Annotated in this window: 16 protein-coding genes; 8 read left to right on the top strand and 8 right to left on the bottom strand. The window is 75.2% G+C overall.

Features of this window, described 5'->3' with window-relative positions:
* Positions 1 to 51: 51 nt before the first annotated feature.
* The 4 genes from AC3WT4_RS10955 to AC3WT4_RS10940 all read left to right on the top strand — a co-directional run bounded on the left by AC3WT4_RS10955 (position 52) and on the right by AC3WT4_RS10940 (position 3,911).
* Positions 52 to 1,026, top strand: a complete 975-nt coding sequence (locus AC3WT4_RS10955; RefSeq protein WP_492315470.1) for an AAA family ATPase — start codon at positions 52 to 54, stop codon at positions 1,024 to 1,026.
* 10 nt (positions 1,027 to 1,036) lie between these two features.
* Positions 1,037 to 2,329: a DUF58 domain-containing protein gene (locus AC3WT4_RS10950; protein ID WP_074807613.1), complete on the top strand. Its 1,293-nt coding sequence runs from the start codon at positions 1,037 to 1,039 to the stop codon at positions 2,327 to 2,329.
* Between the two features lie 141 nt (positions 2,330 to 2,470).
* Positions 2,471 to 2,593, top strand: coding sequence for a hypothetical protein (locus AC3WT4_RS10945; protein ID WP_255179365.1), 123 nt, complete (start codon positions 2,471 to 2,473; stop codon positions 2,591 to 2,593).
* Positions 2,594 to 2,600: 7 nt separating this feature from the next.
* Complete coding sequence (locus AC3WT4_RS10940) at positions 2,601 to 3,911, top strand: winged helix DNA-binding domain-containing protein (RefSeq protein WP_492315442.1); 1,311 nt, start codon at positions 2,601 to 2,603, stop codon at positions 3,909 to 3,911.
* Between the two features lie 16 nt (positions 3,912 to 3,927).
* Here the strand turns inward: AC3WT4_RS10940 and AC3WT4_RS10935 are convergent, their stop codons facing one another.
* Entirely contained in the window at positions 3,928 to 4,917 is a 990-nt protein-coding gene (locus AC3WT4_RS10935) for a stage II sporulation protein M (RefSeq protein WP_074807619.1), read from the bottom strand.
* An 86-nt stretch (positions 4,918 to 5,003) separates the two neighbouring features.
* On the opposite strand from AC3WT4_RS10935, the gene AC3WT4_RS10930 reads away from it, so the two are divergent.
* On the top strand, positions 5,004 to 5,822 hold the full coding sequence (locus AC3WT4_RS10930; RefSeq protein WP_074807620.1) for an RDD family protein: 819 nt from the start codon (positions 5,004 to 5,006) through the stop codon (positions 5,820 to 5,822).
* On the opposite strand, the gene AC3WT4_RS10925 is transcribed toward AC3WT4_RS10930, so the two are convergent.
* The 5 genes from AC3WT4_RS10925 to ahcY all read right to left on the bottom strand — a co-directional run bounded on the left by AC3WT4_RS10925 (position 5,795) and on the right by ahcY (position 11,869).
* The gene (locus AC3WT4_RS10925) at positions 5,795 to 7,147 is read right to left on the bottom strand and encodes an acyltransferase family protein (protein ID WP_492315441.1); all 1,353 of its coding nucleotides are present in this window, start codon (positions 7,145 to 7,147) and stop codon (positions 5,795 to 5,797) included. The two genes, AC3WT4_RS10930 and AC3WT4_RS10925, sit on opposite strands and share 28 nt — an antisense overlap.
* 156 nt (positions 7,148 to 7,303) lie before the next feature.
* The gene (locus AC3WT4_RS10920) at positions 7,304 to 7,963 is read right to left on the bottom strand and encodes a response regulator transcription factor (protein WP_492315440.1); all 660 of its coding nucleotides are present in this window, start codon (positions 7,961 to 7,963) and stop codon (positions 7,304 to 7,306) included.
* A gap of 112 nt (positions 7,964 to 8,075) precedes the next feature.
* Positions 8,076 to 9,584 (bottom strand): sensor histidine kinase, encoded by a 1,509-nt coding sequence (locus tag AC3WT4_RS10915; RefSeq protein ID WP_074807625.1) that lies wholly within the window; start codon positions 9,582 to 9,584, stop codon positions 8,076 to 8,078.
* An 82-nt stretch (positions 9,585 to 9,666) separates the two neighbouring features.
* Entirely contained in the window at positions 9,667 to 10,275 is a 609-nt protein-coding gene (locus tag AC3WT4_RS10910; RefSeq protein WP_492315439.1) for an MntP/YtaF family protein, read from the bottom strand.
* A 40-nt stretch (positions 10,276 to 10,315) separates the two neighbouring features.
* Positions 10,316 to 11,869 (bottom strand): adenosylhomocysteinase, encoded by a 1,554-nt coding sequence (gene ahcY, locus AC3WT4_RS10905; RefSeq protein WP_083385142.1) that lies wholly within the window; start codon positions 11,867 to 11,869, stop codon positions 10,316 to 10,318.
* A gap of 583 nt (positions 11,870 to 12,452) precedes the next feature.
* Between ahcY and AC3WT4_RS10900 the strand changes: the two genes are divergently transcribed.
* The 3 genes from AC3WT4_RS10900 (at position 12,453) to AC3WT4_RS10890 (ending at position 15,729) form a co-directional block, all read left to right on the top strand.
* Entirely contained in the window at positions 12,453 to 13,814 is a 1,362-nt protein-coding gene (locus tag AC3WT4_RS10900) for a quaternary amine ABC transporter ATP-binding protein (protein ID WP_492315438.1), read from the top strand.
* A complete protein-coding gene (locus tag AC3WT4_RS10895) occupies positions 13,811 to 14,680 on the top strand; it encodes an ABC transporter permease (RefSeq protein WP_492315437.1) in 870 nt (289 codons plus the stop codon). Before AC3WT4_RS10900 ends, AC3WT4_RS10895 begins: the two co-directional genes overlap by 4 nt.
* 113 nt (positions 14,681 to 14,793) lie before the next feature.
* On the top strand, positions 14,794 to 15,729 hold the full coding sequence (locus AC3WT4_RS10890) for a glycine betaine ABC transporter substrate-binding protein (RefSeq protein WP_074807633.1): 936 nt from the start codon (positions 14,794 to 14,796) through the stop codon (positions 15,727 to 15,729).
* 182 nt (positions 15,730 to 15,911) lie between these two features.
* Here the strand turns inward: AC3WT4_RS10890 and AC3WT4_RS10885 are convergent, their stop codons facing one another.
* Together AC3WT4_RS10885 and AC3WT4_RS10880 are read right to left on the bottom strand one after the other, a co-directional pair.
* Positions 15,912 to 16,100, bottom strand: a complete 189-nt coding sequence (locus AC3WT4_RS10885) for a Trm112 family protein (RefSeq protein ID WP_074807635.1) — start codon at positions 16,098 to 16,100, stop codon at positions 15,912 to 15,914.
* 122 nt (positions 16,101 to 16,222) lie between these two features.
* Positions 16,223 to 17,407 carry a cell wall-binding repeat-containing protein gene (locus AC3WT4_RS10880; protein WP_492315436.1) on the bottom strand — a complete coding sequence of 395 codons (1,185 nt, stop codon included), beginning with the start codon at positions 17,405 to 17,407 and terminating at the stop codon, positions 16,223 to 16,225.
* Between the last annotated feature and the right edge of the window lie 2 nt (positions 17,408 to 17,409).

Here is a 17,409-nt window from a genome sequence, read left to right as displayed (position 1 = left end):
GGCCAGGCGCCGACGGCGCCCGCACCGACCCCCGCGCCGGCGCCCGGCCCCGTGCACGACGACCCGCCCGCGCCGTCGCCCGAGCTGCGCCAGGCGCTCGCCGCCGTCCGCAGCGAGGTCGGCAAGGCCGTCGTCGGGCAGGACGGCGCCGTGACGAGCCTGCTCATCGCGCTGCTCTGCAAGGGCCACGTGCTGCTCGAGGGCGTGCCCGGCGTCGCCAAGACGCTGCTCGTGCGCACGCTCGCCGCGTCGCTCGACCTCGACACGAAGCGCGTGCAGTTCACGCCCGACCTCATGCCGGGCGACGTCACGGGCTCGCTCGTGTACGACGCGCGGACCGCCGAGTTCTCGTTCCGCGAGGGCCCGGTCTTCACGAACCTGCTGCTCGCCGACGAGATCAACCGCACGCCCCCCAAGACCCAGGCGTCGCTCCTGGAGGCCATGGAGGAGCGGCAGGTCTCGGTCGACGGCACGCCCCGCCCGCTGCCCGACCCGTTCCTCGTCATCGCGACGCAGAACCCCGTCGAGTACGAGGGCACGTACCCCCTGCCCGAGGCCCAGCTCGACCGCTTCCTCCTCAAGGTCGTGCTGCCCCTGCCCGAGCGCGAGCAGGAGGTCGAGGTGCTCGCGCGCCACGCCGCCGGCTTCGACCCGCGCGACCTCGCGGGCGCCGGGGTGCGCGCCGTCGCCGCGCGCGAGGTGCTCGACCGTGCGCGCGCGGAGGTCGCGCGCGTCCAGGTCGCGCGCGAGGTGCTCGGCTACGCCGTCGACGTGTGCCGCGCGACGCGCCACTCCCCGTCGCTGTCCCTCGGCGTGTCCCCGCGCGGCGCGACGGCGCTGCTCGCCACGTCGCGCGCGTGGGCGTGGCTCTCGGGCCGCTCGTACGTGACGCCGGACGACGTCAAGGCGCTCGCGCACCCCACGCTGCGCCACCGCGTGCAGCTGCGGCCCGAGGCCGAGCTGGAGGGCGTGACGGCCGAGAGCGTGCTCGACACCGTGCTCGCGTCCGTCCCCGTCCCCCGCTGAGGCGTCGCTCGTGGCCCTGACGTGGCGCGCCGTCGTGCTGGCGGCGCTCGGGACCGTCCCCGTGCTGCTCGTCCCCGTGCCGGGGACGGTGCTCGTGTGGACGCTGCTCGTCGTCGCGCTGTGCGCGCTCGACGCGGCCCTCGCGGCGTCGCCGCGGCGCGTCGCGATCGAGCGGCGCGTCGCGGGCTCCGTGCGGCTCACGGACGCGACGGCGTCCCGGCTCACGCTCACGAACCTCGCCTCGCGACGGTTGCGTGCGCTCGTGCGCGACGCGTGGCCGCCGTCCGCGGGCACGCAGGTCAACCGCCACGACGTCGATCTGCCGCCCGGCGAGGCGACGCGCGTGACGACCGTGCTCGTCCCGACCCGCCGCGGCGAGCGCGTCGCCGACCGCGTGACGATCCGCTCGTTCGGCCCGCTGCGGCTCGCGGCGCGCCAGGCCTCGATCCCCGTTCCCGGGCGCCTGCGCGTGCTCCCCGAGTTCGCGTCGCGGCGCCACCTCCCGAGCCGCCTCGCGCGCCTGCGCGAGATGGACGGACGGGCCGCGGTGCAGGTCCGCGGCGAGGGCACGGAGTTCGACTCGCTGCGCGAGTACGTCATCGGCGACGACGTCCGCTCGATCGACTGGCGCGCGTCGGCGCGGGGCCGGGACATGGTCGTGCGCACGTGGCGGCCCGAGCGCGACCGCCGCGTGCTGATCGTCGTCGACACGTCCCGCACGTCCGCGGCGCGCGTCGGCGACGCGCCGCGCCTCGACGCGAGCATCGAGGCGGCGCTCCTGCTCGCCGCCCTCGCGGGGCGCGCCGGGGACCGCGTCGAGCTCGTCGCGTACGACCGCACCGTGCGCTCGCGCGTCGCCGGGGCTGCGGGGCCGCGCCTCATGCCGGCCATGGCGGACGCCCTCGCGCCGCTCGAGCCCGCGCTCCTCGAGACCGACTGGCCGGGCCTCGTCAGCACCGTCCACGAGCGCCTGTCGCAGCGCGCGCTCGTCGTGCTCCTGTCGACGCTCGACGCCGCCGCCGTCGAGTCCGGCCTGCTGCCCGTCGTCGGGCAGCTCACGGCCAAGCACCAGGTCGTGCTCGCCGCGGCGGGCGACCCCGAGGTCGCCGCCCTGCGCGACGACCGCACCGGGACCGCGGAGGCGTACGACGCCGCGGCCGCCGCGCGCGGCGAGATCGAGCGCGCCGCCGTGACGACCGTCCTGCGCCAGCGGGGCGTCGAGGTCGTCGACGCCCTCCCCGACGACCTCGCCCCCCGCCTCGCCGACACCTACCTCGCGCTCAAGGCGGCCGGCCGCCTCTGAGCCCCGCGGGGGCCACCGAGCCGGAGCCGGTGGTCGCGCGAGACAGAGCCACGGTCGCGAGGTAGAGGGGCCCTCTCCCCCGACCGTCAGGGGCGGGGGGTAGGGTCGTTCAGCACGTCCGTCCCGACCTCAGGAGACCCCGTGGCCTGGCAGCCGACCGATCCCCGGCAGCGCGTCCGGCGCAACCGTCGTGTCGCGATCATCGTCGTGGTGGCGCTGCTCGCGACGTTCCTCGTCCCGGCCCTCGCGATCGTCCTGTCCTGACGGGGCGATGGTCGACGAGCGGTTCGGGCCGCGGCTGAACCACGACGACCTCAACCGCGCGCTGCTCGCGCGCCAGCACCTCTCGGCACCGCGCGACGCGACCGTCGTCGACGAGGTGCGCCACCTCGTCGGCCTGCAGTCGCAGGTCCCGTCGTCGCCGTACCCGGCGCTCTGGTCGCGCCTGACGGGCTTCACCCCGGACGACCTGGGCGACCGCCTGCTCGACCGCGAGGTCGTGCGCGTCGCGACGCTGCGCGGCACGGTGCACCTCGTCGCGGCCGACGACGCGCTCGAGCTGACGGCGCTCGCCCGTCCCGGCCTGGCGACCTACCTGCGGTCGAGGAACCAGCACGGGACGGCGCTCGCGCACGTCGACCTCGACGACCTCGAGCGCGTCGCGGACGACCTGCTCGCCGAGCCGCTGACGTCGGTCGAGCTCGGACGGCGCCTCGCCGAGCGGTGGCCCGACGTCGACGCGAAGCACCTCGCGTACGCGGCGCGCTGCCTGCTCCCGCTCGTGCAGGTGCCGCCCCGCGGCCTGTGGGGCGTGAGCGGGACGGGCACGACGACCACCTGGACCACGGCGCGGGCCTGGCTCGGCCGGTCCGACGCCGTCCTCGACGCCGTCGCGCACGGCACGGACCCGGACGCGACCCTCGCGGCGCGCGTGCGGCTCGTGCGCCGGTACCTCGCCGCGTTCGGGCCGGCGTCGGTGGCCGACGCACAGCGCTGGGCAGGCCTGACCCGGCTGCGCGCCGCGGTCGACGTGCTGCGGCCCGAGCTCGTGACGTTCACCGGCCCGGCCGGCACCGAGCTCCTCGACCTGCCCGACGCGCCGCGCCCGTCGGGCGACGAGCCCGTCCCGGTGGTCCTCGCGGGCGACTTCGACAACCTGCTCCTGTCCCACGACGACCGCACGCGCGTCCTCGGGGACCTGCCGGTCACGAGCGTCGTGAGCGTCAACGGCCAGGTCGCGGCGGCGGTGCTCGTCGACGGCCGCGTCGCGGGCGCCTGGACGGCCCGCCCGGCGGCCCCGGCGGCTCGCGGTGCCCGAGCAGCGACCCCGGCCGCGCGCGGTGCCCGAGCGGCGGACCAGGCCGACGGGACGCGCCCGGCCGACGGGACGGACGTCGTCGTGCACGTCGAGGTGCGGCCCCTGCACGCACCGAGCGGCCCCGGCGCGTCCGACGACCGCGCGCCGAGCCCCGCCGACCGCCTGCGCGACCCTGCGGTGCGCGACGAGGTCGTCGCGCGCGCCGAGGACTGGGTGCGGTGCGGGTGGCCGGGCGCGCGGGCGCGCGTCGTGCTCGACGACTGACGCCCGGCGTCGTGGGTCAGGCCGCGACGGGGGCCGCGTCGCCCGCGTGGTCGGCCGTGAGGTCGCCCGTCTCCCCGGCCCGGACCGCGCGGCGGCCGAGCACGATCGTGTAGACCCAGAACGCCGCGAGCGCGACGGCCCCGACGGCGATCTTGAGCCACCACGGCAGGTCCGACCCGGTGACGAACCCCTCGATGACGCCGGAGACCGCGAGCGCGATCGCGAGGCCGATCGCGACGGTGACGAGCGCCCGGCCCTCCTGCGCGAGGGCGCGCGAGCGCGGCAGCGGGCCGGGGTCGATCCACGCCCAGAAGATCCGCAGCCCGGCGGCGCCGGCGACGAAGATCGACATGAGCTCGAGCAGCCCGTGGGGCGCGATGAGCTGGAGGAAGAGCGGGAGCTCGCCGTGCGCGGCCATCATGCCGCCGATCGAGCCGACGCCGACCGCGTTCTGGAACAGCACCCACACGGGGAAGACGCCCGTGATCCCCAGGCCCACGCAGAAGGCCGCGATCCGCGCGTTGTTCGTCCACACGACGGCGGCGAAGTCGACGCCCGGGTCGTAGTAGGACGCGAACGCGTCGTTCACGTAGTCCTCCTGGACGCTGGGCGGGCCCATGGACGCGAGGCCCTCGGGCGTCGTCGCGACCCAGACGCCCGCGACGACCGCGACGAGGAGGAAGGCGGCGGTCACGCCGACCGACCACCACCGGATCCGGTAGAGCGCGGCCGGGAGGGACACGGTGAGGAACCGCACGACGTCGCGCCACGCGGGCTCGTGCGCCCCCGCGATGCGTGTGCGGGCGCGCCCGAGGAGCACGGACAGACGCGAGATGAGCACCGGGTCCGGCGCGACGGAGCGCACGGTCGACAGGTGCGTGGCGACGGACTGGTAGAGCCGGACGAGCTCGTCGGCCTCCGCGCCGTCGAGCGTGCGGCGGCGGACGAGCGCGTCGAGGCGGTCCCACTCCGCGCCGTGCACGTCGGTGAAGGCGTCGAGGTCCACGACCGATACCCTGCCACACGGGGCGTGCCGCCGGTGCGCCGACCGACGGGCGGGCAGGACCCGCGACGGCGAGGACGGGAGCGGGCGTGCGCGAAGGCATCGTGATAGGCGAGGGCGTGGTCCTGGACGCGCGACCGGCGTCGTTCGCGACGCGCGGGCTGGCGCTCGCGCTCGACCTGCTCGTCGTGCTCGTGTTCTTCGTCGCGACGCTCTTCGTGCTCGGCGCCTCGTTGGGGTCGCTCGAGCTCGACATGGTCACTGCGATCCTCATCGCCTTCTCGGTCCTCGTCATGGTCGTCATCCCGACCACGGTCGAGACGCTCTCGCGCGGCCGCTCGCTCGGCAAGCTCGCGCTCGGCATCCGCGTCGTGCGCGACGACGGCGGCCCGGTCCGGTTCCGGCACGCGTTCCTGCGGGCGCTCGTCGGGGTCGGGGAGATCTGGCTGACGTTCGGCTCCGTCGCGCTGGTCGCGTCGCTGACGAACGACAAGGGCAAGCGGCTCGGCGACATGGCCGCGGGCACGTACGCGATCCGGGTGCGGGGCGGGCGACCGACGCTCGCCCCCCTCGCGATGCCGCCCTACCTCGCCGCGTGGGCCGCGCACGCGGACATGCGGCGCCTGCCGGACGGCCTCGCGCTCGCCGCCCGGCAGTTCCTCGGGCGCGCCGCCCGCCTGCACCCGGCGTCGCGCGCGCGGCTCGGCCAGGAGCTCGCGGGGCAGGTCGAGCGGTACGTCGCGCCGGGCCCGCCGCCCGGCACCCACCCCGAGACGTTCCTGCTCGCCGTGCTCACCGAGCGCCGCGACCGGGACCGCGCGACGGCCCAGCGCGCGCAGGCCGCCGCGCGCGAGCAGGCCGAGCTGCTCCACCGGCTCCCCTACTCGGTGCCCGACCCGACGCGCTGACGCGTGCGGCGCCCCGTCGGGGCGTCCTCGAACCGCCCGACGACGCGCGCGATCCCGACGAGCACGAGGGCGAACGCGCCGAACCAGACGGGCCGGCTCGCCCACCAGTCGGCGCCGCCCACGGCCGGGAGCTCCTGGCCGAGCACCACGAGGACGACCCCGACCACGACCACCATCGCGGTGAGGTGCCACAGGTACACGGTCATCGAGCGCCGTGCGAGACCACGGACGACGGACCGTCCCCGGCCGTCGGCCCAGCGCACGAGCGGTCCCCGCGCGGCGAGCGCGAGCGCGACGAGCGCGACGGCGTGCAGCACGACGGGCGCGGTCGGCGGACCGAGGTTGGACATCGTGTCGCCCGGCATGCCGATGAGCGAGACCGGGTAGGGCCCGACGGCGACGAGCAGGGCGGCGAGGGCAGCCGCGGCGAGCCCGACGGCCACGAGCACCCGGGGGCGCGGCACGACGGCGACGGGGACGAGGCGGCCCCGGCGCACGACCCGCAGACCGGAGCGGGCGTCGGCGTAGAGGAGCCCGACGGCGTACGGCACGGCCCACACGAGCACCACGTTCACGAGCGCGAGCCGCTCGAAGCCTGCGCCGAACCGCAGCGCCTCGACCGCGAGCGGGGCGGCGGCGAGACCGGCGACGGCCCACCACCCGGCGGCGTGCAGCGCGCGGCGCAGGAGCGGCGTGAGCACGACGAGGCCGAGGTAGACCGCGAGGAACCACAGGAGCTGCGGCGCGAGCGTCGCGAGCGAGCGGACGGCGTCGGCCGGGAGCCCGACGGCCAGCAGGACGCCGACGGCGACCACCCACGCCCCGACGAAGACGGCCACCGGTCGCAGCAGGCGGGGCAGCCGGGCGCCGGCGAGGCGGACGCCGTCGGCCAGGTCGGCGACGGCGCTCGGACGGGTCACGACCCGGCCCCGGGCCGCGGTCCCCGTGCGGTCGTCGGCCCGCCGCAGCCCGTACGCCGCCGACGCGCCCGCCGCGAAGAACAGCAGGGCGAGCACCTGGAGCACCCACGTCACGACCCACCCTCCGCCGTGCGCGAGCGCGTTCCCGATCCGGAGCTGCTCGCCGTCCCACGTCGCGTCCGCCATGAGCCAGTGCACCGTGAGGACGCTGAGGGTCGCGACGGCGCGCACGGCGTCGACGAAGACGTCGCGCGACGGGCGGCGGGGTCCCTCGCCGGCTGCGGCCGCCGTGCGGAGCCGGTCCCGGCGCGGAGCCGGCGGGGCGGTGTCCCGGAGCCGGGGCTGAGCCGGGCGGACGGGCGACGACGCGCGGGGTCGGGCGGGGGGTGGCGACAGGACGGCCACGGGATGCTCCTCGGTCGGCGGGCCCGGGAGGTCTCCCGGTGCTCACCAGTCTCGAAACATCCTGTTCGTCCCGGTACGGGACGGTCCCCCGACCGCGTCGCGGTCGTCCACCGAGGCTCCGGGGGGTTGTCCCCCGCCGCTCGGACCGTGCGCCGCTCAGACCTTGAGGTAGCGCAGCACCGCGAGGACGCGGCGATGGTCGCCGGCGTCCTGCGGCAGCCCGAGCTTGCCGAAGATCGAGGTGACGTTCTTCTCGACCGCGCCGTAGGAGAGGAACAGGGCCTCCGCGATGGCGGAGTTCGACCGGCCCTGCGCCATGAGCTCGAGCACCTCGGTCTCGCGCGGCGTGAGGCGCGCGAGACCGTCGTCGGACCGCGACGCCCCCATGAGCTGGCTCACGACCTCCGGGTCGAGGACGGTCTGGCCCGCGGCGATGCGCGTGAGCGCGTCGACGAACTCCCCGACGTCCGCGACGCGGTCCTTGAGGAGGTAGCCGACGCCGCGCGCCCCGCCCGTGAGCAGCTCGCTCGCGAACCGCGTCTCGACGTACTGGGAGAACAGCAGCACCCCGAGGTCGGGGTGCGCCGCGCGCAGCGCGAGCGCGGCGCGCAGCCCCTCGTCGGTGAACGTCGGCGGCATGCGGATGTCGACGACGGCGACGTCCGGCAGCGCCTCCTGCGCCGCGAGCCGCGCGACCTGCGCGACGAGCTCGTCGCCGTCCGCGACCGCCGCCGCGACCTCGTGGCCGCGGCGGGTGACGAGCGCGACGAGACCGTCGCGCAGGATGGCGGAGTCCTCGGCGATGACGAGCCGCATGGTGTCCTTCCGGTCGGACGGGCCGGGCGGCCCGGGCGGGCGTGGTGCCCCGAGGACATCCTGCCCGACGCCGCCCCGCCGCCCGGGCAGGACCGTCCCCTCCGCGTGCACGTCAGACCCGCACGGGCAGGAGGACCGTGACGACCGTCGGGCCGCCCACGGGGCTCGTGAGCTCGAGCGAGCCGTCCACGGAGCGCACGCGCTCCGCGAGACCCGCGAGCCCGGAGCGGTGCCCGTCCGAGCCCGGCTGCACGACGCGCGCGCCGCCCTGGCCGTCGTCGCGCACCCGCAGGCGCAGGCGCGCCCCGCGGCCGCTGCCCTGGCGCTCCACGAGCACGTACACCCCGGTCGCGCGCGCGTGCTTGACGGCGTTGGTCACGAGCTCGGCGACGCAGAAGTACGCGATGGACTCGACCGCGGGGGCGAGCCGGCCGGACGCCTCGACGGCCGGGTCGACGTCGACCGTCACCGGCAGGGGCGAGCGCGCCGCGAGGGTCTCGAGCGCGACGGCGAGGCCGTTGTCGAGCGCGGGCGGGTGGATGCCCCGAGCGAGCTCGCGCAGCTCCACGAGCGCCTCCTTGGTCGACGAGTGCGCGAGGTCGACGAGCTCGAGCGCGTCCCCCGCGTCGCCGCCCGCCGCGAGCTGCTCCTTAGCCTCGCCGAGCTGCATCGCGACGGCGACGAGGCGCGCCTGGGTCCCGTCGTGCAGGTCGCGCTCGATGCGGCGCAGCTTCGCGTCGGCGTCCTCGACCGTGCGCCCGCGCGACTCCTCGAGGTCGGCGACGCGCAGGCTGGACAGCGTGGGGCCGAGCAGCGCGACGGTGAGCACGCGGAAGAGGTGCGCGAACGCGCGGGTCACGTGCGGCCAGACCCACAGGAAGAGCGCCCCGAGGAGCACGAGGCCGAGCTGCCGCGCCGGCGTGTCGACGTACCAGTCGACGCCGATCTGCGCGCCACGGTGCCACGATCCGTCCGCGGCCTGCTGCGGGGGCAGCCACCGCGACCAGAGCCAGTGCGTCATGCCGCCGAGCCCGACGGCGAGGAAGACCGTGCTCACGACGAAGGACAGGATGGCGAGCGGGAACGTCACGAGGAGGAACAGCACGGCCCGCCACCCGGTGCCGTCGCCGATCCCGCTCCACAGCGTGCTCCAGAAGCCGCGGCGGCGCGTGTACGGGGCGGGGGCGGCGACGTCGACCCCGAGGAGGGACCGCGCGAGCGACCGGTACATCGAGCCCCAGCCGCGCCCGCCGACCACGACCCACCCCGCGACGACGAGGCCCAGGACGGGCACGATCATCGCGACGAGGAAGACCACGGAGAACAGCCCGTAGGAGAACGCGAAGGGCGCGAGCAGGAGCGCGAGCGAGAGGTACCCGTACTCGCGCCACGTGCGCCCCGCGAACGGCGCGCGCGCGAAGCCGACGTGCTCGCGATGGTCCACGTACCGCGGGTCGGGCTGCGAGCCCGCGAACGCGCCCGGGATCCCGGGCGTACCGACCGCCGCGGGCGACGACGGCGCGGCGGCGGGGTGCGGCGTCGGCACGACCGCGTCGGGCGCGCCCGGCGAGGGCTCGCCCGCGGGCACGACGCTCGGCTGATCAGGGGTCACGGCAGTCATGGTGCCAGTCTGGGCGCGCGCGTGCGGCGGCGACAGCATGGCGTCCGCCGTGCCGAGGTGGGGACAACCCCCGTGGGCGCCGTCAGTGCAGCAGGTACTTGACCGCGATGACCACGCCGCCGAACGCCGCGGCGAGCAGCGTCTCCCCGACCAGCCGGCCGCCGCGCGCCCCGGCACGGAACGCGGCGAGGAACCCCACGACGCCGAGGAGGAGCACGGTGAACCACACCGCCACCAGGGCGGACTCCTCGACGCCGAGCCCGACCGCGAGCGCCACGAGGTACACGGCGATCCCGGGGACCGCCCCCAGCAGCACGCCGACGTTCGACCGCAGCGCGACGACCGTGCGGCCCCACAGCGAGTGCCCGGTGTCGTGGAAGCGCCCGCTCACCGCGTCCACGTAGCAGTGCGCGAGCCAGTAGCCCACCGCCACGAGGGACGTCGCGAGCACGACGCGGTCGCCCGTCGGGGCGTGCACGCTGGAGACCGCCATGACGAAGCCCGCGACGATCGCGCCGTACAGCAGGTCGTGCGGGGGCTCACACTCCCACCGGTCGCCCACGCGGTGCCACAGGGGCCGCACCCGCCCCGGCGGCGGCTCGTCGCGCACCTCGTCGGCCGGCCCCGCCGTGCCCTCGCCCGCGGGGGGCGAGGCCACGACCGGCGTGCGCTCGTCGGACGACGGGTCCATGCGACCTCCTCGGCGCGTGCCGGACGACTCGGGGCAGGGCTCAGTAGCGGTAGTGCTCCGGCTTGTACGGCCCCTCGACGGGGACGCCCAGGTAGTCCGCCTGGGACGGCGAGAGCTCGGTGAGCCGGACGCCGAGCGCGTCGAGGTGCAGGCGCGCGACCTTCTCGTCGAGCACCTTGGGCAGACGGTAGACCTGGCGCGCGTAGGCGCGCTCGCGCCCCTCGCGCGCGGCGGCCGTCGCGTCCTGGTAGAGCTCGATCTGGCCGATCACCTGGTTCGAGAACGAGTTGCTCATGACGAACGACGGGTGGCCCGTCGCGTTCCCGAGGTTGAGCAGGCGGCCCTCGGACAGCACGACGACCGAGCGGCCCGCGGGCTGCCCGTCGGGGCCCGGCTCCGCGAACGTCCACTCGTGGACCTGGGGCTTGATCTCGGTGCGCGACACCCCGGGCACCTCGGCGAGACCGGCCATGTCGATCTCGTTGTCGAAGTGGCCGATGTTGCCGACGACGGCCTTGTCCTTCATCGCGACGAGGTGCTCGGCGCGGATGACGTCCTTGTTGCCCGTGGTCGTGATGAAGAAGTCGGCCTCGCCGAGCACGTCCTCGATCCGGGCGACCTGGTAGCCGTCCATCGCGGCCTGGAGCGCGCAGATCGGGTCGACCTCGGACACGATGACGCGCGCGCCCTGGCCGCGGAACGCCTCGGCCGCGCCCTTGCCGACGTCGCCGTAGCCGGCGACGAACGCGACCTTGCCGCCCATGAGGACGTCGGTCGCGCGGTTGATGCCGTCGGGCAGCGAGTGCCGGATGCCGTACTTGTTGTCGAACTTCGACTTGGTGACCGAGTCGTTGACGTTGATCGCCGGGAAGAGCAGCTCGCCCGACTCGGCGAGCTGGTAGAGGCGGTGCACGCCCGTCGTCGTCTCCTCGGTGACGCCCTGGATCTCCTGCGCGATCGTCGTCCAGCGCAGCGGGTCCGCCTCGAGGGCGCGGCGCAGCACCGCGCGCACGACGTTCATCTCGTGGGTGTGGTCCGGCTCGCCCGGGAGCGTGTCCGGGGGGACGACGCCGGCGCGCTCGTACTGCAGGCCGAGGTGGACGAGCATCGTGGCGTCGCCGCCGTCGTCGAGGATGAGGTTGGGCGACTCGTCCCCCGGCCACACGAGGATCTGCTCGGTGCAGTCCCAGTACTCCTCGAGGCTCTCGCCCTTCCACGCGAACACCGGGACGCCCTGGGGGTCCTCAGGCGTCCCGTGCGGCCCGACGACGACGGCGGCCGCCGCCTCGTCCTGCGTCGAGAAGATGTTGCAGCTCGCCCAGCGCACCTGCGCGCCGAGCGCGACGAGCGTCTCGATGAGGACGGCCGTCTGCACGGTCATGTGCAGGGAGCCGGCGATGCGGGCGCCCGCGAGCGGCTGCGACTCGCCGTACTCGGCGCGCAGCGCCATGAGGCCGGGCATCTCGTGCTCGGCGAGGCGGAGCTGGTGGCGGCCCGCCTCGGCCAGGGACAGGTCGCGGACCTTGTACCGGCCGGGGATCTCGTCGAAGCCGGGCGTGGCGCCGGAAGTCGGGGCCTGCGCTGTGGTGGACATGGTTCTCCTGTGCGTTCTCGGCGCCTGCGGTCCGGTGGTGCCGGCTCCGCGGGTGGCGTCGATGGCTGGTCGGTTGCTGCGCTGGGGGCTCCCGTCCGCGCGGGACGGGACCGCGGCCCGCCCGGCACCAGCCTACCGAGGCCGACGCCGTCCGGCCGGGGCGCGGGCCGTCCGGGCCTTCGTCGCCACCGTTCGTCCGGCGCGCGCGCCCGGGCGCGCGCGTAACACGAATGCTTGACCATCTCAAGATCACGAAGGGATAACGATCCCGGTTCTGCCCTCGTCCGCAGCATTCCAACGATGTTCGGTCAAGAATCGTCCTGGAATCGCCCCCAGCGTGGGGGGCCTGGGTAGAAGTTGAACCTCGAATCAGGCAGGGTGGGCGCGAACCGATTGACATCGGATCAGCGTGAGGCCCTGTGTGCGCCGGCCCCTGCGGGGGCAACGGCCGGACGCGCCACCCCAGGGAGGACGTCCTCGCACCCGGGGCCTCCTGCCGTGCCCTCTCGTCGAGCGCCCGCACCCGGGTGCTCCGGAGGGGCGTGACGCTGGTCCACGACCGGAAGGTGGCGACACCCACCGCATGACAGCTCTCAGCACACCCGTGCCGACCGACCCGGCCGCGCACGCCGGCGCCGCGCCCGTCGGCACCGACGAACGCGCCACCGCGCTCTCGGTCCGCGACGTCTACAAGGTCTTCGGGCGCCGCCCCGTCGAGGCGATCCGCCGCCTCGAGCAGGGCGCGAGCCGCGACGACGTCAAGCCGCTCGGCACCGCCGCGGTCATCGACGCGTCGTTCGACGTGAAGCAGGGCGAGATCTTCGTCGTCATGGGCCTCTCGGGCTCCGGCAAGTCGACGCTCATCCGCATGCTCAACGGCCTGTGGAAGCCGACGTCCGGGCACGTGCTGCTCGGCGGCACGGACCTCGCCCAGGCCGACGCCAAGCAGATGCGCGCGCTGCGCCGCAAGCACGTGTCGATGGTCTTCCAGCACTTCGCGCTCCTGCCCCACCGCACGGTGCTCGACAACGCCGCCTACCCCCTGGAGATCCAGGGCGTCGGCAAGGCGGAGCGCCGCGAGAAGGCGCGCACGGCCCTCGGCCTCGTCGGGCTCGGCGGGTGGGAGGACTCCCTGCCCTCCCAGCTCTCCGGCGGCATGCGCCAGCGCGTCGGGCTCGCCCGCGCGCTCGCCGCCGACACCGACGTCCTGCTCATGGACGAGGCGTTCTCCGCGCTCGACCCGCTCATCCGGCGCGAGATGCAGGAGCAGCTCCTCGAGCTCCAGCAGACGCTCGGCAAGACGATCGTCTTCATCACGCACGACCTCAACGAGGCGATGCACCTCGGGGACCGGATCGCCGTCATGCGCGACGGCCGGATCGTGCAGATCGGCACCGCCGAGCAGATCCTGTCCGACCCCGCGAACGACTACGTCGCCCAGTTCGTCGCCGACGTGGACCGCACGCGCGTCCTCACGGCGTCGTCCGTCATGGTGCGCCCCGCCGTCGTCGTCCCCCTCTCCGGCGGTCCCCGGCAGGCGAGCCGCACCATGCGCGAGGCGCAGGTCTCGGCCGCGTACGTCGTCGACCGCCAGCGCCGCCTCCAGGGCGTCGTGCGCGACGAGGACGCGGTCGCGGCCCTGAAGAAGGGCCAGGACAGCCTCGACGGGCTCGTGCGCCAGGGCGTCGCGCCCGTCTCCCCCGACACCCCGCTCGCCGACGTCTTCGCCCCCGCCGCGGAGTCGCCGCTGCCCGTCGCGGTCACGGACGAGCAGGGCCGGCTCGTCGGCGTCGTCCCCCGCGTCACGCTCCTCGAGGCCATGGTCCCCGGCGACCAGCCGAAGACCGGCGAGATCGACCTCGGGCAGATGCCCGTCGTCCAGGACGCACCGGCGGCGGACGCCGCCCCGCTCCCGGCCGCCCCGACGGAAGGCGGTGCCGCGTGAACGACACCCTCGTCCCCCGCATCCCGCTCGGCGAGTGGGTCGACGCCCTCGTCGGCTGGGTCACCACCACGTTCCGCCCGCTCTTCCGGTTCATCAAGGACGTCCTCGTGGGCGTCTACGACGGGCTCGACACCGTGCTGTCCGGGCCGCCGTTCTGGGTCGTCGCGATCGCCCTCGCCGCGCTGGCGTACTTCGTCAAGGGCTGGCGGCTCGCGGTCGGCACGCTCGTCGGCTTCGTCCTCATCGCGGGCGTGAACCAGTGGGACAACGCGATGGACACCCTCGCGCTCGTCCTGCTGTCCGCCGTCCTCGCGATCGCGATCGCGATCCCGCTCGGCATCTGGGCCGCGCGCAACGACCGCGTCTCCGCCGTCGTGCGCCCCGTGCTCGACTTCATGCAGACGATGCCGGCGTTCGTCTACCTCATCCCGACCGTCGTCATCTTCCTCACCGGGCCCGTGCCCGGGATCATCGCGACGATCGTCTTCGCCATGGCGCCCGGCGTCCGGTTCACCGAGCTGGGCATCCGTCAGGTCGACAAGGAGGTGGTCGAGGCGGGCCAGGCGTTCGGCTCGACCCCCGGCCGCATCCTGCGCCAGATCCAGCTCCCGCTCGCCCTGCCGACGATCATGGCCGGCGTCAACCAGGTCATCATGCTCTCGCTCTCCATGGTCGTCATCGCCGGCATGGTCGGCGCAGGGGGCCTGGGCGAGGACGTCGTCGCGGCGCTCCAGCGCGTCGACGTGGCGCTCGGGTTCGAGGCGGGCCTCGCCGTCGTCATCCTCGCGATGTTCCTCGACCGCGTGACCTCCGCGCTCGGCGACCGCGCCCCCGTGGCGCGCGCGCTCGCCGCCGCCCGCGTCTGAGGGGCCGCACCACCGAGCACGCCACCGACCGTCCCCGGCCGCACGCCGGGACCCTGCCCACGCACCCGCCGTCGGGCACCCCGACCGGGCCTCACGGCCCACGGAAGGAACGCATGACCCCCGCACGCAAGCGCACCACCCGCACCGCCGCCGTCGCCGCGACCGCCGTCCTCGGCCTCGCGCTCACCGGCTGCGCGTCCGACTCCGGCTCGGGCGGCTCCGGTGACGGCGCCTCCTCCACAGGCGAGGACGAGACGTCGGTCTCCATCGGCATCCCGTCCGGCTGGGACGAGGGCATCGCCGTCTCCCACCTGTGGACCACCATCCTCGAGGACGAGGGCTACGACGTGTCGACGCAGACCGCCGACGTCGGCGTCGTCTACACCGGCCTCGTCGGCGGGGACTTCGACCTCACGCTCGACGTCTGGCTGCCCTACACGCACGCGTCGTACGAGAAGAAGTACGGCGGCGAGATCACCGACCTCGGCTACTGGTACGACGACGCCAAGCTCACCATCGCGGTGAACGAGGACTCCCCGGCCCAGACCCTCGAGGACCTGGCGGCCATGTCCGACGAGTACGGCAACAAGCTCGTCGGCATCGAGGCGGGCGCCGGCCTCACCGAGATCACCCAGGACCAGGTCATCCCCACCTACGGCCTCGAGGACATGGACTACTCCATCTCCTCGACTCCCGCGATGCTCGCCGAGCTCAAGGGCGCGACCGACGCGGGCGAGAACATCGCGGTCACGCTGTGGCGTCCGCACTGGGCCTACGACGAGTTCCCCGTCCGCGACCTCGAGGACCCCGAGGGCGCGCTCGGCGAGGCGGAGAAGATCCACATGTGGGGCTCGTCCGACTTCGAGGAGCGCTACCCGACGCTGACGAAGATGCTCGGCGCGTTCTCCCTCGACGACGAGCAGCTGTTCTCGCTCGAGAACATGATGTTCAACTCCGACGAGTACGCCGACGAGCAGGCCGCCGTCGAGGCGTGGCTCGAGGAGAACCCGACGTTCGTCGACGACCTCAAGGAGGCCGCGGGCGTCTGACGCCCCCGACCACCCGCGTACCGACGAGCCCTGCCGGGCCCTGCCGACGAAATCTGCAGGGCCGCCCCGGACGGGCTGCGGTCCCGGTTCGCCGCAGCCGTGCGGGCACCCTCGGTGCCCGACGCCGAAGGCCGGCTCCCTCGCGGGGCCGGCCTTCGGTCGTGCAGCGGGACGTGGCGCCCTCAGAGCTCGCGCGCGTCGTCCTCCAGCAGCACCGGGATGCCGTCGCGCACGGGGTACGCGAGCGGTCGTCCCGGGTCGGTCGAGTGCAGCTCCGGCTCCCCGGAGGGGCCTGTCCCGTCCACGAGGCGGGCGCCCGTCACCGGGCACCGCAGCGCCTCGCGCACCCAGGGGTCGATCTGCAGGCTCATGCTCGCTCCTCGTCGTCGTCCGTGCGCGCCGTGCTCCCGCGAGTCTACGGGGGCCGACGTCACGGGACGCGTCCGGCCCCCGCCCGGACGGACGGGGGCCGGACGTCACGCGTGGTCGGCCGTCAGCACTGCCGCAGGGCCGCGACCCCGTCGCCGAGCGCCCCGCGGCCACCGAGCAGGACGTAGCTGTCCACGCCGAGCGCCGCACCGTCGCCGAGCACCGCGGCGGGGACGCACGTGCTCGGGACCACCCACAGCGGGACGGGGATGAACCCCGCCGCCGCCGCACCCGAGAGGGCGTCGGCATACCCGGCCCCCGTCGCGAGGAACGCACCGTTCGCCCACTCGAAGACGCCGCGGTTGAGCTCCACCGAGGTCTCGTAGCGGTTCTTGCCCGCGAACCGCACCACGTTCCCGTTGAGGTAGGGCTCACCGAGGAGGTCGGCCTCGACGGAGGCGCTCACCGCGCCGTTGCCGCCCGCGATCCCGACCGCGCCGACCCCGAGGGCCTGGAAGAGCTGCTTGGTCGGGGCGTCGACGGTGGCCGCCTTGCCGTTGACCAGGACGACGGGCACCCCGTAGGCGCCGGCGACGGCGCCGGCCGAGAGCGCGTCCGGGAAGTCGGTCCCGGTGGCGACGTAGGCGACCTCGACGGTCTGGCCGGCGAACGCCCGCTCGCTGACCAGGCGGGACGTCGCGTACCGGTTCGCACCGGCGTCGCGACGGATCGCGGGGGCGTACCCGGCGAGCTGCTGGTAGACCGCGTCCGAGACGGCTCCCGAGCCACCGACCACGACGATGCGCTGCGGGGCGAGGCGACGGAGCTCGTCGGCCACGATCGTCGGGATCCCGTTGGGCTGGACCAGCAGGAGCGGTCCACCCTGCACCGCGGCCGCCGGTGCGGCGCTCAGCGCGTCGGCGAAGCCGGTCCCGCTGGCGACGTACACGACGGGAACGCCGGGATCGAAGACGCCGTACGAGACCCCCACCGCGGTCTGGTACCGGTCCTTCCCGGCGACCCGCTCGGTCCCCGCGGCGGCGAGCGTCGCCGCGTTCTCCTCGAGGACGGCGCGGCGCTCGGGCGTCAGGCGCGCCGCGAGAGTCTCCTGGAACGACGACGTCGTCGTCCCGGACAGGCCGTCGAGCGTGGCCGTCTCCGACGGCGGGGCCGTCTCCGCGCCGGCGGTGGCGCTGACGCCACCGACCACCGCGAGCGCCAGCGTCGACGCGAGGAGGGCGCGGGTGACGCGGCGCGCACGGACGGGGGATCGGCGACCGGAGTCCGCTCCCCGCAGGGGTGTTGCCATGG

The sequence above is a fragment of the Cellulosimicrobium sp. EB106-03-01-XG111 genome, from assembly GCF_058792115.1.
This window is presented reverse-complemented; position numbering and strand designations above follow the sequence as displayed.

What these genes read in the sequence shown, in the direction of transcription:
- AC3WT4_RS10940 (WP_492315442.1), top strand. Translation starts at nt 2,601, where the DNA reads ATGGTCGACGAGCGGTTCGGGCCGCGGCTGAACCACGACGACCTCAAC.
- AC3WT4_RS10920 (WP_492315440.1), bottom strand. Translation starts at nt 7,963, where the DNA reads ATGCGGCTCGTCATCGCCGAGGACTCCGCCATCCTGCGCGACGGTCTC.
- AC3WT4_RS10915 (WP_074807625.1), bottom strand. Translation starts at nt 9,584, where the DNA reads ATGACTGCCGTGACCCCTGATCAGCCGAGCGTCGTGCCCGCGGGCGAG.
- AC3WT4_RS10910 (WP_492315439.1), bottom strand. Translation starts at nt 10,275, where the DNA reads ATGGACCCGTCGTCCGACGAGCGCACGCCGGTCGTGGCCTCGCCCCCC.
- ahcY (WP_083385142.1), bottom strand. Translation starts at nt 11,869, where the DNA reads ATGTCCACCACAGCGCAGGCCCCGACTTCCGGCGCCACGCCCGGCTTC.
- AC3WT4_RS10900 (WP_492315438.1), top strand. Translation starts at nt 12,453, where the DNA reads ATGACAGCTCTCAGCACACCCGTGCCGACCGACCCGGCCGCGCACGCC.
- AC3WT4_RS10890 (WP_074807633.1), top strand. Translation starts at nt 14,794, where the DNA reads ATGACCCCCGCACGCAAGCGCACCACCCGCACCGCCGCCGTCGCCGCG.
- AC3WT4_RS10885 (WP_074807635.1), bottom strand. Translation starts at nt 16,100, where the DNA reads ATGAGCCTGCAGATCGACCCCTGGGTGCGCGAGGCGCTGCGGTGCCCG.
- AC3WT4_RS10880 (WP_492315436.1), bottom strand. Translation starts at nt 17,407, where the DNA reads ATGGCAACACCCCTGCGGGGAGCGGACTCCGGTCGCCGATCCCCCGTC.